At 61.6% G+C, this 15539-nt stretch carries 15 protein-coding genes; 6 read left to right on the top strand and 9 right to left on the bottom strand.

Annotated features, from left to right (window positions below; genetic code table 11):
* Positions 1-26 precede the first annotated feature (26 nt).
* The 3 genes from NFJ07_RS11230 to NFJ07_RS11220 all read left to right on the top strand — a co-directional run bounded on the left by NFJ07_RS11230 (position 27) and on the right by NFJ07_RS11220 (position 3640).
* The gene (locus tag NFJ07_RS11230; protein ID WP_269994385.1) at positions 27-1571 is read left to right on the top strand and encodes a putative bifunctional diguanylate cyclase/phosphodiesterase; all 1545 of its coding nucleotides are present in this window, start codon (positions 27-29) and stop codon (positions 1569-1571) included.
* A gap of 3 nt (positions 1572-1574) precedes the next feature.
* The gene (locus tag NFJ07_RS11225) at positions 1575-2393 is read left to right on the top strand and encodes a class I SAM-dependent methyltransferase (protein WP_269994383.1); all 819 of its coding nucleotides are present in this window, start codon (positions 1575-1577) and stop codon (positions 2391-2393) included.
* A 170-nt stretch (positions 2394-2563) separates the two neighbouring features.
* Entirely contained in the window at positions 2564-3640 is a 1077-nt protein-coding gene (locus NFJ07_RS11220) for an EAL domain-containing protein (protein WP_269994381.1), read from the top strand.
* A gap of 44 nt (positions 3641-3684) precedes the next feature.
* On the opposite strand, the gene NFJ07_RS11215 is transcribed toward NFJ07_RS11220, so the two are convergent.
* A complete protein-coding gene (locus tag NFJ07_RS11215) occupies positions 3685-4329 on the bottom strand; it encodes a TetR/AcrR family transcriptional regulator (protein WP_269994379.1) in 645 nt (214 codons plus the stop codon).
* A gap of 131 nt (positions 4330-4460) precedes the next feature.
* Between NFJ07_RS11215 and NFJ07_RS11210 the strand changes: the two genes are divergently transcribed.
* Positions 4461-5966, top strand: a complete 1506-nt coding sequence (locus tag NFJ07_RS11210; protein WP_269994377.1) for an FAD-dependent oxidoreductase — start codon at positions 4461-4463, stop codon at positions 5964-5966.
* A 275-nt stretch (positions 5967-6241) separates the two neighbouring features.
* On the opposite strand, the gene NFJ07_RS11205 is transcribed toward NFJ07_RS11210, so the two are convergent.
* From NFJ07_RS11205 to NFJ07_RS11175, 7 genes are all read right to left on the bottom strand, one after another.
* A complete protein-coding gene (locus tag NFJ07_RS11205; protein WP_269994375.1) occupies positions 6242-6994 on the bottom strand; it encodes an alpha/beta fold hydrolase in 753 nt (250 codons plus the stop codon).
* A gap of 13 nt (positions 6995-7007) precedes the next feature.
* The gene (locus NFJ07_RS11200) at positions 7008-7433 is read right to left on the bottom strand and encodes a nuclear transport factor 2 family protein (RefSeq protein WP_269994374.1); all 426 of its coding nucleotides are present in this window, start codon (positions 7431-7433) and stop codon (positions 7008-7010) included.
* A 264-nt stretch (positions 7434-7697) separates the two neighbouring features.
* A complete protein-coding gene (locus NFJ07_RS11195; protein ID WP_269994373.1) occupies positions 7698-8222 on the bottom strand; it encodes a flavin reductase family protein in 525 nt (174 codons plus the stop codon).
* A gap of 1 nt (position 8223) precedes the next feature.
* On the bottom strand, positions 8224-8580 hold the full coding sequence (locus NFJ07_RS11190) for a cupin domain-containing protein (protein ID WP_269994372.1): 357 nt from the start codon (positions 8578-8580) through the stop codon (positions 8224-8226).
* Positions 8581-8582: 2 nt separating this feature from the next.
* A complete protein-coding gene (locus NFJ07_RS11185) occupies positions 8583-10046 on the bottom strand; it encodes a 4-hydroxyphenylacetate 3-hydroxylase family protein (RefSeq protein WP_269994370.1) in 1464 nt (487 codons plus the stop codon).
* The gene (locus NFJ07_RS11180) at positions 10043-10729 is read right to left on the bottom strand and encodes a DUF2848 family protein (protein ID WP_269994369.1); all 687 of its coding nucleotides are present in this window, start codon (positions 10727-10729) and stop codon (positions 10043-10045) included. The genes NFJ07_RS11185 and NFJ07_RS11180 overlap by 4 nt, the downstream gene beginning before the upstream one ends.
* 26 nt (positions 10730-10755) lie before the next feature.
* Positions 10756-11550, bottom strand: coding sequence for a carbon-nitrogen family hydrolase (locus tag NFJ07_RS11175; protein WP_269994368.1), 795 nt, complete (start codon positions 11548-11550; stop codon positions 10756-10758).
* A 246-nt stretch (positions 11551-11796) separates the two neighbouring features.
* On the opposite strand from NFJ07_RS11175, the gene NFJ07_RS11170 reads away from it, so the two are divergent.
* On the top strand, positions 11797-12435 hold the full coding sequence (locus NFJ07_RS11170; RefSeq protein ID WP_269994366.1) for a GntR family transcriptional regulator: 639 nt from the start codon (positions 11797-11799) through the stop codon (positions 12433-12435).
* Positions 12436-12617: 182 nt separating this feature from the next.
* Here the strand turns inward: NFJ07_RS11170 and NFJ07_RS11165 are convergent, their stop codons facing one another.
* A complete protein-coding gene (locus NFJ07_RS11165) occupies positions 12618-13193 on the bottom strand; it encodes an NADPH-dependent F420 reductase (protein ID WP_269994365.1) in 576 nt (191 codons plus the stop codon).
* A gap of 577 nt (positions 13194-13770) precedes the next feature.
* Between NFJ07_RS11165 and NFJ07_RS11160 the strand changes: the two genes are divergently transcribed.
* The gene (locus NFJ07_RS11160; RefSeq protein ID WP_269994364.1) at positions 13771-14532 is read left to right on the top strand and encodes a hypothetical protein; all 762 of its coding nucleotides are present in this window, start codon (positions 13771-13773) and stop codon (positions 14530-14532) included.
* Positions 14533-15539: the final 1007 nt, after the last annotated feature.

Here is a 15539-nt window from a genome sequence, read left to right as displayed (position 1 = left end):
TTCCTGCTGCTGTCCGCTGGGATTACGTGACCTCGAGAAGGAGCGTTGAGGACCCGCGCCTGCAGTTGTTGGTTGACGGCGTTGTCCGATTGGCTGCCGGTGACCTGGACGCGCGCATTGAACCTTCGGAGGACCGGGATGACATTGATGCTGTCATCACGGGAGTCAACTTGCTTGCAGAGGAACTGGGCTACATTCATTCGGAGCTGGAACAGCGGGTGGCCGCCCGCACGGCTATGTTGCGGCGAACACAGGTTGAGCTGGAACAGATGGCCAAGACAGATGCCCTAACTGGCCTTGCAAACAGGACGTTGCTCACCGAGCGGATCCAGGAAGCAATCCTGTCCAGCGCGGACGGCGGAAAAGCCCCGGCCGTGCTGATCCTGGATCTGGACTCATTCAAGGCCATCAATGACATCCTGGGCCACAGCGCCGGTGACGCTGCACTGGTGGAGGTTGCCAACCGTCTCCGCTCCGCCGTCAGGGCCTCGGATACTGTGGCCCGCCTGGGCGGGGATGAGTTTGCCATCCTCATTACCGCGGCCACGAAAGACGAGATCCTTCAAATTGCGCACCGTGCATCGGAGTATCTGCAGGACAGCGTGCGCATCGGAATAGAAACGGTTTGGGCGATGGCCAGCATCGGGGTTTGCATCGGCACGCCGGGGTACCCGGCGGAGGCGCTGATGCGCGATGCCGACATTGCCATGTATCAGGCAAAAGCGCGGGGCCGCAACAATGTCCAGCTCTTCCACCCGGACATGCTCGACGCCGTCCGGGAACGGTCTCGAATAACCGCCGAACTACGCACCGCCGTTGCCGGCGGGGAGCTGGCGCTGCTGTACCAGCCGGTGGTCGAATTGGCTTCCGGCCGCGTCATCGGCATCGAAGCCCTCCTCCGATGGCATCACCCTGTCCGCGGAACCATCATGCCGGGCAGCTTCATTGGCATCGCGGAAGAAACCGGATTGATCTTTGAGCTGGGACGGTGGGTGCTGCATGAAGGTGTCGCCCAAATGAATCGCTGGAGCCAAACCGACCCGGGCCTGCCAGACTTTTGCCTGCACATCAATCTTTCTGCCGCCGAACTGCTTCGACCCGACCTGCTGGAGGACATCAGGGACACGCTGGCCCAGCATGGCGTGGATCCGCGGCGTTTGGTCTTAGAGATCACCGAGACCGTGTTGATGTCCCGGGGAACCGGAGAGGAACACGTCCTGAGCAGGCTCCGGGAGCTCGGCGTTGGGCTCCAAATTGACGACTTCGGCACCGGCTACTCGTCCATCAGCTACCTTAGGTCGCTTCCGGCAGACACCGTGAAGGTCGACCAGTCCCTCATAAAGGACATGGAATCGGACCCTCGGCAGCAAAAGTTCGTTTCTGCAATTCTGCAGCTGATTTCCGCTGCCGGACTCAATGCGACCGTGGAAGGCATCGAAACCGCCGAGCAAGCGGCCCAGCTGGAGGCAATGGGTTGCCTCTTCGGGCAAGGCTACTTCTACGGATATCCGGTGCCGGCCGCGGAAGTACCAGAGCGACTCCGCCGGCCCGCACCGCGTCTGTACAGTTAGCGTATGTCGAAGCTTTGGGACCAGATGCTCCTTGTCCCCACCGTAGTACGCCTCGCTTCCCGGGCACCGAGAAACCCGGACGCCGCGTGGGAAGGATACTGGCGCGGAATCCGCACTACTGGCCGCTCCGGAGACGTGCTTTGGGACTCCGACTCCCCGGCCGAGCGTGCGCAGTACTCCGACGCGATTGCAACTCACTTTGATCCTGCTCTTCCCGTAGTTGACGTCGGGTGTGGCAACGGTACCCACACCCGCTGGCTTGCCGGCCTATTTCCGCGAGTTCTCGGGATCGACGTATCCAAGGGGGCGATCGAGATGGCGAGCAAGGAAGCAGAGGGCGTCCAAAATGCCGACTTCATGGTTCTGGATGCTGCTGGGCCACGTGCCGGGGAGCTCCTGTTGGAGCGGCTGGGGCCCGCCAATGTCTTTGTCCGCGGAGTCTTCCACGTCCTGAAACCCGGCAAGCAGGCTGCTATGGCTGCCAACCTGCGAACCGTCATCGGGAACAGAGGCCGGGTGTTACTGGCCGAAACCAACTTCCGCGGAAATAGCCTGGGTTACCTGACCGAGCTCGGCGCCACCCGGCAAAGCATGCCCCTGCAGCTGCGGCGCGCCTTGGAGAACCTTCCCCGGCCCGGGCATTTCGGTGCCGGGGAGCGGCACGGCGTATTTTCGGATTCGGACTGGCAGTTGATTGCGGACGGCCCCGTTAACATCGAAGTGGTCCCGATGAACGCCAGCGGTCTTCCGCAGTGGGTTCCGGGATACTACGCACTCCTGTCGGGCGCGGAAGATTCCGGAACAGAACACGAGCGGGTGTAACTGCACTCCGTGCGCACCGCGCGTTCGCAACGAGGAACAAGTTGGCAGTGCGTGTTTCATCCCCATGAAGATTTGATTTCAATCCGGGCCGACCGGTTTGTTCGGCTGTAGTATTCCTTTTGTTTGCAGGTCCCGGGCTCAGCCGGAGCTAAAGGCAAAGGAATACTTTCATGTCAACGCGGAAACCGTCTTTGACCAACGCCGGGATGCGGGCCAGTCCGGAGACTGTGGAGCCGCCCCTCCAGCAGCTGCGTGGGCTGCGCCGCCAGGTCCTGGAAATCATCGATGAAGTCTTAGGGGACTCTTCGCAGGCAACGGATGCGGTGCGCGAACAACTTCGCCAGCATATTGCCGCCCACCCTGGGCGTCCGGAAGAGGCGCTGCTGGAACACTTGTCTTCGCTCAGGTCGGAACAGCCGGAATCGCAGGGCGACCCGACCCCGCAGGCCGAGCCGGAGCCGCAGCACCCAAGTAGCTCGCGGCTTGAGGCGGCACTCAGGGACCGGATGCTGATGACCGCTTTCCAGCCCGTTTTCGACCTCACCACGGCCACCGTCGTCGGCGCCGAAGCTTTGACCCGCTTCGTCAGCGATAGCGGAGACCCTGCCGATTTCTGGTTCGCTGAAGCCGAAGATACGGGGCTCCGAACGGATCTTGAATTCGCGGCGCTGGAGTCGGGGCTCACGGCCGCGGTGAAACTGCCGCCCCAACTTTTCGTAACGTTGAAGCTTTCCGAAGCGGTCTGCCTGGATCCGCGCCTTCCCGTGCTTTTCAATCAGACTCCGGTGGCGCCCGCCCGGGTGATCCTTGAAATCTCGGGGAGTTTCCCCCAGGACCATGCCGCTTCGCTTGACGCGGTGGTGGGGCCGCTGCGCAGCGCCGGCGTGCGCTTGTCCATCGAAAATACCGGTTCCTTCTTCGCTGGAGTCAGCCATATTCTTCGGCTCAAGCCAGAGATGATCAAGCTGGACCGGAGCCTGACTGCAGGTCTCAACCGTGATCCCCTCCGGCAGGAGCTCGTCGAGGCGGAGGTCCGGTTCGCGCGGGAGATCGGGGCGGCCTTGACCGCCCAGCGCATCGAAACCAAGGCCGAACTCGCCACTCTTGCAGGCCTGGGAATAACAGTCGGACAGGGGTATCACCTTGGGCGGCCCTCGGTCCAGCCCCGCGAATGGGCAACGTGGGGCGGGCGCGCCGGGCATCTCGCCTCCCCCGGCGGTCGAGCCAGGACGAGACGGACCGGATAGACCGGACGCTTTAAAAAGAGGGGCGCTTCAAGAAGAGGGGCGCTTCAAGCCGCTATGGGTCGGTCTGGGCCTCGATGCTGTTCTATCAGCCAAGTGGCCATCTCCTGGGCGCGCTCGGACGCCAGGACGTCTCCTTCTGTGGCCGAGATGATGGAGCCCTTCATCAGGATGTGCCAGGAGCGCGCGAACTCCTCGGTGCGCTCCAGTCCGGCTTCCTTTGCCAACTCCTCGATGTGTCCCCTGATTCTGGCGAGGTAGCCGATGCTGGCTTTCCCGAGCGGATGTTCACGGCCCATTTCTAGCAGGACGTTGATGAACGAGCACGCCTCGAAATCCTCCCGCTTGAACCAGTCACCGAACACGTCGAAGATGGCGAGCAACTGCTCCTCGGCGGTGTTTCCCCGGCTTCTGGCATCGGAGATGATCAAGTCCACGGTCCAGATCTGGTCACGAAGCGCGAGGAACGCAAGGACCAGATCATCCTTGGACGGAAAGTGGCGGTAGAAGGTGGCCTTCCCCACTCCTGAACGCTCGATGAGCAGATCGACCCCGACAGCGTGGATCCCGCGCCGGGAGAACAGTTCGTAGGCCGCGTCCAAGATGCGATCCACCGCGTCATCACGGGTGGTCGTTTGTACGGCTGGTAACGAAGCCGGGCTCGTGGAATCCGAGGCATCTGGCGAAGTCATGGTAATAGCCACTCTACTCGCGCGCTCCCCTATTGCTTCTCTTGCGGCCTTCTGCTTCTCTGGCACTACCGGGCCGCCGCCGCGCTAATTCCGGTGTGGACCGTGCCCGGCTGAAGGGACGTGAGACCGTTATGACTTCTCTGTGGCTAGACGCGCGCGAGGCTTCCGTAGCCGCGAGCCCCGATGAATTCACGCCCGGGAACAGTTACGACGTCGTCGTTGTCGGCGCCGGACTCACGGGCCTGGCCACGGCCCTCATGCTGGCACGGACGGGGAGCAGCGTGCTGGTCCTCGAGGCCCGACATATCGGGGCGGTCAACACCGGCAACACCACGGCCAAGTTGAGCCTTCTGCAGGGCACCACGCTGTCCAGGCTCCGTAGCCAGTATTCGGTGAACGTGGTCCGTGCCTACGTTGACGCGAACAGGGCGGGCCAGAGGTGGTTGCTCGACTACCTTGAGGGCCGGGGTGTGCCTTTCCAGTACCGGGATGCATACACCTTCGCCACCACGCCCACCGGCGCGGAACACCTACTCGCCGAAGCCAACGTTGCGAGGGCTGCCGGACTCAACGTCAAGTCCACCCAGGAGACCGGGTTGCCGTTCGACGTCGACGCCGCCTTGAAGCTTCCGGATCAGGCCCAGTTCAACCCCATGGACGTCTTGGATGCGCTGGCCGCGGATGTTAGGGCTGCCGGCGGCAGCATCGTGGAGGGTATCCGCGTCATGAACGTCCGCAACGGCGATCCCCTGGCGGTGGTCACCAGGAAGGGCGAGGTCAGCGCCCGCCATGTGGTGCTGGGCACAGGGACACCCATGCTGAACCGGGGGCTCTATTTCGCAAAGTTGCGGCCGAATCGCTCTTACGCCGCCGCGCTGCGGCTGCCGGACGGCATGAGCCCGCCGCCCGGGATGTACCTTTCCGCTGAGCCGCCCACCCGTTCGCTGAGGGACTATCCACTGCCCGACGGCGGGGCGTTGCTTTTGGTGGGCGGGTTCGGGCATGCGGGGGGCCGGGCCCCGTCGCCGCAGGTCCATGTGAACGAGCTGCTCGGCTGGGCCCAACAGCACTATCCGGGCGCCGAGGTCACGCACACGTGGTCCGCCCAGGACTACCAGGCCGCCAATCTCATGCCATTCTTTGGCAGGTTCCCCCGGGGCCACGGGAAGATCTTCTTCGGCACCGGCTACAACAAGTGGGGCATGACAAATGGTATTGCGGCGGCCTTGGATGTCACCGCCGATATCCGTGGCGAAAAGCTCGAGTGGGCCCACACCATCCACCGCCGGGTCACGGGTCCTCGCGGGGCGGCGTCGACGATTTCGTTCAACGTAGAGACACAGCAGCAGAATTTCCGGGACAGGGCAGCCCTGAAGGAAAAGCCGGCCATCACGGAGGAAACCAGCCCCGCCGAGGGCACGGGCGTCACCGGGCTTTTCCACGGGAAGCCCGCGGCAATCTGCACCGTGGATGGCGTGGTGTGCAGGGTGTCCGCAGAATGCGCGCACTTGGGCGGGATCCTGCACTGGAACGACGCCGAAAAGTCCTGGGACTGCCCCCTGCACGGCTCGCGCTTCTCGGCCGCGGGCAAGTTGCTGGAGGGGCCGGCGACGCACAATTTGTTCAAGCTGCAGTAGGGGCTGCGTTCAACACTTCGTCTCGTTCAATGGACCTAGGCGACGTGCGCGTCCCTCTGCGCGTAGTCGAACTGTCCTTGAACCTGGGTAAGGGTCCTGCGTAAGCCGAGCACCACACTTCATGTCTCTGAGCCAGTAACCGATACGAGGCGCTACGGGACCGACAAAGCGAATACGGGCCCGCCAATGGCTTGAAAGACAGTGCCGGCGACCACGGGGCGGTGTCTTCCGCGTGGTCGCCGGCAAGCGGTTCAATGCGCTCTTTTTGGACTCTTCTACAGTGCGGCTTCGGCCGCGCTGAGGAATTTTTCCAGCTCGATGTTGAATGGCTCGCCGATTCTCTGTACAGCGTGGGGGCTGCCCGGAAAGAGCAGCCGTTTTCCGCCGAGGCGATCCGCGAGTACATCGCAGACGCCTTCAAATCCAGGCGTCCCTCCGCCGGAAACGACCAGTTTCGGGAAAGTCGTTTCCACGAGAATCTCCAGAGGAACACCCGTTTCCCATGGCCGTTCCGTCTTCAGATTGGCCACTGCTTCCGCCAAGGGGGGCGGCAGTGGCGAAGGCAACACCATATCGACATTGAGAGCTTCAAGGAAGCCTGCCACAAATGTCTCAAGGTCGGCCGTTTCGTTGGCTTCCCAGTGCTTTCGAAGGGCCGTCCGGAGTTGATCCACCTCGGGTTTTCCCGCGCCGTTAGGAAGTGCCGGAGGCTCGATGACAGTCAGGGAATGGATGAGCTCAGGTGCTTTGGCTGCCGCTCGCATCGCGACAACCCCTCCCATTGACGTACCGACAAGGTGTGCACCTTCGCCAATGATCTCCAGTACTTCATCCGCATCGCGGTCAGGATCGATCCGATCCGTTCCGGGACTAGGTGCGTATCCCCGTCGGTACGGCGCGATGAGCTGCCATCGTGCAGCAAGGGGCTGTTGTTCGGCGAATGCTGTCATGGCGGAGCCCAGGCTTCCGTGGACCATGACGACACGGGGGCCGTCGGTTCCCCACCGTTCTGTTGCGAGATTGCCCATTTGCGCTTTGTCCTTACTTTGCCGCTGAGGCTGCCGCCGCGAACACACCGGCGTCGATGTCCAGCTGCCGGGACTTGAACTTCCAGCCTTGGGGTGTGCGAACCACGACGTCCTGGTAGACGCCTGTGGCGATGATGAACGGCGGCTTTTCAACTTGGATCTTCACGACCAGGCTGTAGACGTTGGCCGTGTCGCCATCCCCGTCGATCACGTAGTTCATGCTCAGGTGACGGGCGCCGTCTTCTTTGCCTGCGGCGATATGGCCTCGAAGGAATTCCTTGATCTCATCGTGGCCGGTGTTCGTCCCGTAGGTGGCGATGAACTTCCCGTCCGGTACCCAGCACTCTGCCCAGGCGTCCACATCGTGATTGTCGAGATGACGGAACTGAGTGATGGAAAGTTCCTGGATTGCATCTTTGTCTTCAAGTGAAAGCGTCATTGCTTACTCCTAATTTTCGAGTGAAAAACTGCATTTCTGGCCAGGCACTCCTATTGTATACGGCCCGTATGCAACGTGCCTAGTATTTATTGTGACGAGTTTCACCGGGCGATCCCTTCTTGCCGCCGCCAAGTCGGGGCAATCCGATCGAGTGAGCGGGGGGAAGGCGAACGGATTTTCGACGCGCCTCTCGACCGTCGAACCGGTCTGATAACCAAGTGGTGCCCGGCTCAACGAGCCGGTCACCACTTGGGTAAAAACCAGTCAGAAAATCCAGGGGATCTCTCCGTGGCCGAAGTCGGAGAACGAGCCGAAGCGGCCTGCCTTGAAGGCCAGCACCTCGCCGTCCCGATCCCGGCACGTGGTGACCTGGCCGAAGAAGACCTGGTGATCTCCGACGTCGTACTGCTGCACAACGGTACAGTCCGCCTGCGCGAGGGCGCCCTTGATGACCGGGAGACCGCTGGCGGTGATGTCGAAGTCGCCTTCACCGAAGCGGTCACCGCCCCGCACCGCGAACCGCCGGGCGAGCGACTCCTTGCTTGCGCCGAGGATCGATACGGCGAACTTGCCGCTCTCGATCAACGCTTCGCCGGTGCGGGTGCCGAAGTTCAGGGAGATCATGAGGATGGGCGGCTCCAGGCTGATGGAGGTCAGCGAGCTGATGGTCATCCCGTACAGCTCATCCTCGTGCTTGGTGGTGACCACAGCGACGCCCGTGAGGAAGCGGCCCATGGCGCGGCGCATTCCCAAGGCGTCGGGAACGGTGAAGAGCGGTGCGAGGCTCATGTCAGTTGCTCCGCTCCCTGTAGTATCGGACCTCGAACATCTTGGCCCCGTTTTCGGAGACCCAGGGACCGTGTTTCATGCCCGGGGGACGTGTGGCCCAGTCGCCGGCCTTGAAGGTCTTGCCGAGTCGCTGGTCCACGAAGGAGCCCTCGAAGATGAAGACTTCCTCCCAGAAATCGTGCGTCAGGACGCCGTTGGGGGACGTGTCTGTACCAGGCTCGAACTTCAGGATGCGCGTCACGCTGTCGTTGTCCGAATCCCGGGCCAGGATGGCCTCCGACAGGCCCTCGATGTGAGGGTTGCACGGTGCGAAGTCCACTGATGCTGTGGGGGTGAACTCAAATTCGGGCTTTGCCATGGCTAATCCCCTTCCGTGCCGTTGATGCTGTAGGAACCAAGGTACTTGTCGAGCTCTGCCACCAGGGCGTCGTAGCCATAGTTCCGGTAGGTGTAGGCGCCGCGGACCACGAACGGGGCACCGGCGTAGAACATCTCGTACTGCTGATGGCGGCCGGCGAACTCGGAGCCGATGATGTCCCAAGCGAGCTTGAAGAGCTTCACGCGCTCTTCACTGGCGACGCCGGGCGACTGCACGTAGCGTTCCATGTCCGGCCGGGTCACGCTGCTGGTCATGTCCGCGACGCTGGACGGCAGCTGCAGGACGCCACCCCCCACCAGGTCGCGAAGGATCGAAATCACGCGCGGGTAGGTCTCGGACTGCAGACCCATGGCCCCGTAAAGGGCGCTCTTCCCGGGAACAATCATGCCGGCGTCGTCAGCTATTGCTGTGTACTCAGCGGCAAGCACGGCTGACTCAACGGACTGCACGATCGCGGCCAGTTCTCCTAGCTTCTCCTGGACGCCGGGGATCTTGTCCGTGCCGTTCACCTGCGTGACCTTGCGGGCCACGGAGGCGATGAACTTCAGCTTCGTGGAGAACCGGATCTGGGCTTGCCAGTTGCCGAGGGCGTGGGCGCCGGTGTCGAAGAACTGGCGGCGCAGGGTGTCGATGTTCCGGTTGATGAATACGCGGTCCCAAGGGATGAGCACGTCATCGAACACCACCAGAGCGTCAGGCTCGTCGTAGTGGCTGGTCAGAGGGTAGTCGAAGTCGCTGGTGGCGGCGGGCGCAAACGGGCGGCGGCAGTACAGCTTCAGCCCGTCCGTTGCCACCGGGATGGCGAAACTGACCGCGAAGTCCACATCGTCCGGCCCGAGTGGCTTGATGCAGGTGACGAAGACTTCATCGGCAATCGCGGCGCCCGTGGCGAGCATCTGCGAACCGCGGACGATGATGCCCTCCTCGGTTTCACGCACGACGCCGACCTGCAGGTACTCGCCTTCCCAACCGGACGCTGTGGTGGCCCGGGAGACCTGCGGCGGAATGATCGCGTAGGAAAGATACAGGTTCTCGGACAGGATTTTCTTGTAGTACCGTTCGATGTTGCCGGCGAAGTCCCGCTCGTCGTTCTTGAAGACGTCCGGGTGGGATCCGAAGGCGGCGAAGAACGTCCCGACGTGGTCCGGGCTGCGCCCAACCCAACCGTGCGTGTGCTTGGCCCAGGTCTCGATCGCCTGGCGACGCAGCACGAGTTCCTCCTGCGTGCGGGGAGCGGCAAATGTGCGGTTGGCGGGTCCGCCGATTTCCTCTGAGTGGAACTGCATGCCGTTGCTGGGATCGGCTGCGATGTCGAACAGCTCGGACATGGTCTGGGCAACCTTCACGAAGGCCGGGTGTTCCAGGACGTTGCCGACTACCTCGCCATCGAGGATCACCGTCCGGCCGTCGTTCAGGGACTTCAAATACTGCTTTCCGGTTCTCATCGAAGTGAGCCTTTCTTGATTTTGTAGTTATGTTCGATTGTCGTCCCATCCGCGAATGAGAGCTCCAACTTCCAGGAGGTTCCGTCGACGAACTTCCCGTTCAGTAGCGGCAGGGTTCCGCCGAGGCACATGAAGTCAGCGTCACCGATGTCGGTGCGGGCGAGGAGCTTTTCGACGACATCGGCAGGCTTGCGCAGGCCAGCCAACGAACCTTCCTGATACAGGGTTCCGTCAACCCAGGACCGCGCTGTGCAATCGTCGAGGTCCAGGTTCTCCAGGTTTTCGACGGCGATGACCTCACCGGCCACCGGTTTGGCGCAGGCCCGCTTGGAGTCGCCGATGTCCTTGGCTTCAAGGTCGCGGTCCGTGTGGTCGGAGCCGATTCCGAGGTAATGCTTGCCGTCGTGGCGGATGTAGAGGGGCTCGATCTCGCCGGAGGTCAGGTTCTCGGTGGTGACGTGTTCCCCGGAGGTCTCAAACAGGTCCGAGTCCATCCGGTAGAACATAGGGACCTCCGGCGGCGGCGCTACTCCGATCGCTGCCAGCTCATCGATGTGATGCTGCACCGCCTTCGGATCGCGTCCCGTATAGCCGGCCACCACGCCGTGGAAGTCCGAGACCACGATTGTCTTGTCTGTGCCCACCACCCTGAACGTGAGTGGGACTTGCCTTGTTGTTTCCATTCCGTCTCCTTAGATGGTCTGGGGGTTCAAACGGTCAATGTGTCGTAAGCGGCGAGGCGATCGCCGATGACGGGAAATTCGGTGCGGACTGCGCTCACCTGGCGGGTATCGATGTCCACCATGAGCACCGATTCCCTGGCATCTGCTTCGGCGAGGACGTTGCCGGCCGGGTCCACCACCCGGGAGTGGCCACCGAGCTCCACACCTTCTTGGTTGCCGGCGGCGTTGCAGGCAATCACGAAGATCTGGTGTTCCAGAGCGCGGGCAGTGGTGAGCAGGCGCCAATGTTCCCTCCGGGCCGCGGGCCACGCCGCCGGGACGATCACTATCTCCGCACCCCGGGTGCTCAGCTCCATCCACAAACCGGGGAAGCGAAGGTCGTAGCAGGTGATGCCGGCTACGGCTCCGAACGGCAAGCGCACCACGGGCAAGGCGGACCCTGCAGTCAGGAGGCTGGCCTCCTTGGACTTGTAGCCAAAGACGTGGATCTTCCGGTACGTATGGACCACGCCGCCGTCGGGTCCCAGAAGGATGGACGTGTTGCTGAGTCGGCCGTCCTCTCCAGCCTCGATGATGCTCCCGAGGTGAAGGTATACGCCGAGGTCTGCGGCAACCCGTGAACACATGGACACGGTGGGGCCGGCGAGGGTTTCGGCCAGGGCTTCGTACTCATCGAAGTGGAAGTAGCCGGCGCTCCACAGCTCCGGGAGGACGATCAGTTCGGCACCAGAGATGCCCCGAAGGATCGCCTCCACGCGATCAACCCGTTCCTCCCGGGTTTCGGAGTCCGGGCTGGCCACCTGGACAAGTGCAACTTTCATCGTTGTTCCTTACTTACTTGTGTCGACGACGGTGGGACCCCTACTTGGCTGCATGCGTAGCTGTGGTTGACTCCAGGGCTCGTCTTCCAAGAAATTGAGGGGTCCAATGTGTGAGCGGAGTCATTGAATCAAACTGTAGACTAGCTGTATACAATCTGTCTATGTTTCGATTCAAAAGATTTGCGCACGCGTTCGGGACATCCTGAATGCAACTCATATACTGGGCTTGCGCAAGAAAGGCTCTCCATGATCCAGACGAATCCCGCTGCCCTGTCACAGCCTGAAGTGGCCTACCAGTGGATGAAAAGCTATATCGCCGCCTTGCCCCGGGATGAGGAAACCTTCCTCAACGAGGCCGTCCTTGCCCAGTCCACAGGAACCTCTCGCACCCCGGTGCGCGAGGCCCTGCTGCGGCTTGAGGCCGAGGGGTTCGTCAAACGCATTCCGCACAAGGGCGCCTACGTTCCGCCCATCTCAGACCCTGATGTTCGGGCCATCCTCCAGGCCCGTTCCGTGGTGGAGAAGTGGGCGGTTTCGTCAATGGAGTCCTTGGACGGGCAGATCGATGCTCTCCAAGCCCTCATTGACCAACAACGTGACGCCAAGTCCGATCCCGCTCGCTTCATCGAGCTGGACACCGAGTTCCACACCCTGATGGTGCGCGCCGGAGGCAACTCGATTCTGGCCGATTTCTACGCCTCGCTCCGACAACGGCAACTCAGGATCGGTGTCAGAGCAGTGACGCGGGGAACAGATCGCGCAGGCGATGTGCTTCGCGAGCACCAGCTGATTGTAGATGCGATGCGCAGTCGCAGCGTTGAGGCCACCCACCAAGCCATCGATGCTCACCTGGGATCGACTCGTCAAGCGGTCATCGGGTACTAAAGAGTGCCGGCGTGAATACTCTCTGTCCAGCTGTCCAGCTCGAAGCGACGCCGAAGTCCTGGGCTATTCCCCCGGCCACCATCGAACGCCATGCGCTTCGTGTAGCACCGTTATCTGGCTGGACTTCTCGACTTCAATGAACACGCCCGGCTCGTGGACAAGTGAGTGAGTCGCCGCGCCGCTCAGCTTGGGTTGAGGCCCAAGCGGGCTGCCAGCTCGCCCGGGCGGTGGAAGCGGTAGAAGAACGGCCCGAGCTCTCCCCTGTCGAGCGTGGACGTCAGGGTGATGAGACTTTCCAGCAGCGGAGCCTTCGCCAAGTCGCCAAGGTGTATCGGCTCGAATCCTGCGTCCCGGATGAGTTGCTCGGTCGCTTCGCGAGCATCAGCGTCGGATGCGAAGAGGGTTCCTGGTGGGATTGGCTCCGCGTCGACGGCGTCATAGATCGAAGCGAAGTTGGTGTTGAAGGCCTTTGCGGTGGGGCCCCCGACAATCGCTTTGACCTGTTGGGCGATCGAGTCGTAGCCCGGTGGCCGATCGCCGAAGATATTGCTGGCGTCGATTGTCACCTGACCGTCAAGGCCGACAATCTTGGCGAGCCCGACGGCGATCGAGTCTCCCGGAACGGCGACCACCACGACGTCGGCGCCGGTGGCATCGCCGCCGTCCCGGCCAAGCGTAGTCACGTCGTGGCCTGCAGCCGTCCAGCGTCGCGCCAGCGCGCCGCCGACGTGACCCCGCCCAATCACGGTAATCCGCATGGATTCCACCTACTCATCTCGAAGCAAGTACCGAGCGACCATCTCACCGAGGCCCTTCTGACGGCAAGGAGGCTCCACGGCCGATTATTCGCTCGGGCCTACGGGCTCATGGCCACCCGATTCACCGCTCGAATTTCGGTCAGCATCCTGACAGTCATTGCAGCGACCGACGAATTGATGTGGGCAATCGGGCCCGCCATCGCCCTCCCCACGGAGCAGCGTAACTTTCATTCCGGCATCCTAGTCCCCCGCGCGGACCGTCGGAAGGCTTCGCAGCCCATGTCCTTCCCGGGAACTGCGAATGACGAACGAGGCGGACCGAGAAAACTTGCCAAAGCCGACTACGCTAATCCTGCTTTTAATATGCCAATTTAAGAGCTGAAGTAGGACTACTTTGCTCAAAATTGACGGGCGGTGATCCGAGTTGCCGTCAAAAGGATGTTCGAAAATCCCTTCCAACAAAAGCGATAGTGCCGTATGATTTCCTGCAAGTCGTGGGTCGCGGGGGCACCTATATGAATAGGAGTTTCCCTTGCCACGTCAACATATTTTTGCCTCAGCTACAGCATGTATTTCTTTGATTGCGACCGTCTTTATTGCCGCACCGGCACAGGCAGGTACGGCCCAAAGGAACACGCCACCCCAGGAACGGGAAGATCCGCGGATACGAGCCGATACCGGTCCCGGAGTCCAGCCTGTCGCCTGGGATCAGGGGTTATCGCCCGGGCGAAGTCCCAGTCCACTGCATGAAAGCGCCAAGAAGTACGACGGCGTGTACGTGATGGACGGGAATGCCCCCGGAACCACGTTGGATGGAGGCGCAACGTTCTACCCGCTGCCGGCCGAAGCCGAAGGGGCACTAATCGTCACTCCCGAAGTTGCAAGGGACCTTCACCTCAAACCGGGCGAAGTTCCCGTGTCTCAGGTAGGCGATCTCTATGCATTGGCAAACTCCCCAGAGACAAGCGGCTCTATCTCGTCCCCCTCGGTTCAAGCAGTGAGTCCAATGGCGGCGACGTCCCACTACACGTCCTTCTGGGCCCCTCTCGGAGGCAGCTGGAGCAACGAAATCCGGCGCTTAACGTCTTACAGCCATGTTTCAGAAAAGTACTACGGCTGGAATGTTGCGCCTATAGCCATCTTCAGCGTGTGCACTCAGGGAACCGGTTACTACACCGGCTACAACGGCGGGAGTTTTGGCCTCTGGAAGCGTTGGTACGGAACCGGTTGCGGGAAGAGCGGGTCTACCCGTGTCCCATGGGACAACGTTCTCGCCTACCCCACGTTCATGGCTAGGTCCATGGTCGTGTACGCCGGTGTTCCGGGACAGTTCAGGTAGAGGTCAACTAGTCATTTAGGGGGCGCATGGTCCAGATAAGAAACCGACTACTCACTATTGGCGTGATCGTTTGTGCGGGCGGAGTTATCTTCGAAACGTTGGCCACAAACCTACTTTCCCTGCTTTTCTCTCTCCAGGGAGGGGCCGGCGGAGGTGTCGGCCTATGGCTGACAGGCTTCCTCGTTTCAGTCGTGCGCTTCGGGCTTGCTCCGCTCGGCGCATCACTCGTAGCTCTCGGCATCGCAGCACACATACTTCGGAACCAAATCCCGGACCTTGTCAACAACCATAGGAAGGACGAATAGGCGGCATTTGGATGTGGGGCAAGAAGTATAAGAGTTTCAAAGTGACCGCGAATGTGAAGGGCAACCCGATCGTCTCCTCGCCGTGAAATCAGCTAAGGGACGAACATGCAACTGCCCTGGCGGATGACGCTTCCATCCAGCCGAAAAGGCGGCTGGACCCGGAAACACCGGGTCCAGCCTCCTTGGCTATTTATGATGCGTGGCTCTCCAACAGAAGCACCTATTCATTTCTCAATGCAGCGTCTCAATGCTGGGCATCGACTTACAGAAAGCGCGCGGTCATCGTGCCAGCTATCAGAATCGTTTCCATCGCACTCTTTGCCGGAATGCTCGCTGGGTGTTCGGGTTCGGGACCCGCCGCTTCACCCGTGGCGACCTTCAGCAGCCCGCCAGATAGTGGCGACACGGCCCTATTGTCCGGCTCGCTAACCCTTGAGAATGGCTGTCTCTACCTGACAAGCACTGAAACAAATAGGCGCTGGCTCCCTGTGTTCCGAGCGGAGCCCGGTCCCGAATGGAAGGACGGGAACCTGGTCTTCGGCGGAGCGAAGTTTGCCGGCGGCCACGTCGGTCTGGGCGGCGGTGAATCAGGGGGATCCGACTCCAATTTCCACATCCCAAGCTCATGCGATAGTTCGCCACGATGGCTAACCTGGAACGTCAATGCCATGGCCAAATGACCAGCGTCTTCGGCTCGGACGC

Origin of the sequence: Arthrobacter sp. B2a2-09, from assembly GCF_027587375.1 — a bacterium.
GTDB lineage: Bacteria > Actinomycetota > Actinomycetes > Actinomycetales > Micrococcaceae > Arthrobacter.
This window is presented reverse-complemented; position numbering and strand designations above follow the sequence as displayed.

What these genes read in the sequence shown, in the direction of transcription:
- NFJ07_RS11225 (WP_269994383.1), top strand. Translation starts at nt 1,575, where the DNA reads ATGTCGAAGCTTTGGGACCAGATGCTCCTTGTCCCCACCGTAGTACGC.
- NFJ07_RS11220 (WP_269994381.1), top strand. Translation starts at nt 2,564, where the DNA reads ATGTCAACGCGGAAACCGTCTTTGACCAACGCCGGGATGCGGGCCAGT.
- NFJ07_RS11215 (WP_269994379.1), bottom strand. Translation starts at nt 4,329, where the DNA reads ATGACTTCGCCAGATGCCTCGGATTCCACGAGCCCGGCTTCGTTACCA.
- NFJ07_RS11210 (WP_269994377.1), top strand. Translation starts at nt 4,461, where the DNA reads ATGACTTCTCTGTGGCTAGACGCGCGCGAGGCTTCCGTAGCCGCGAGC.
- NFJ07_RS11205 (WP_269994375.1), bottom strand. Translation starts at nt 6,994, where the DNA reads ATGGGCAATCTCGCAACAGAACGGTGGGGAACCGACGGCCCCCGTGTC.
- NFJ07_RS11200 (WP_269994374.1), bottom strand. Translation starts at nt 7,433, where the DNA reads ATGACGCTTTCACTTGAAGACAAAGATGCAATCCAGGAACTTTCCATC.
- NFJ07_RS11195 (WP_269994373.1), bottom strand. Translation starts at nt 8,222, where the DNA reads ATGAGCCTCGCACCGCTCTTCACCGTTCCCGACGCCTTGGGAATGCGC.
- NFJ07_RS11190 (WP_269994372.1), bottom strand. Translation starts at nt 8,580, where the DNA reads ATGGCAAAGCCCGAATTTGAGTTCACCCCCACAGCATCAGTGGACTTC.
- NFJ07_RS11185 (WP_269994370.1), bottom strand. Translation starts at nt 10,046, where the DNA reads ATGAGAACCGGAAAGCAGTATTTGAAGTCCCTGAACGACGGCCGGACG.
- NFJ07_RS11180 (WP_269994369.1), bottom strand. Translation starts at nt 10,729, where the DNA reads ATGGAAACAACAAGGCAAGTCCCACTCACGTTCAGGGTGGTGGGCACA.
- NFJ07_RS11175 (WP_269994368.1), bottom strand. Translation starts at nt 11,550, where the DNA reads ATGAAAGTTGCACTTGTCCAGGTGGCCAGCCCGGACTCCGAAACCCGG.
- NFJ07_RS11170 (WP_269994366.1), top strand. Translation starts at nt 11,797, where the DNA reads ATGATCCAGACGAATCCCGCTGCCCTGTCACAGCCTGAAGTGGCCTAC.
- NFJ07_RS11165 (WP_269994365.1), bottom strand. Translation starts at nt 13,193, where the DNA reads ATGCGGATTACCGTGATTGGGCGGGGTCACGTCGGCGGCGCGCTGGCG.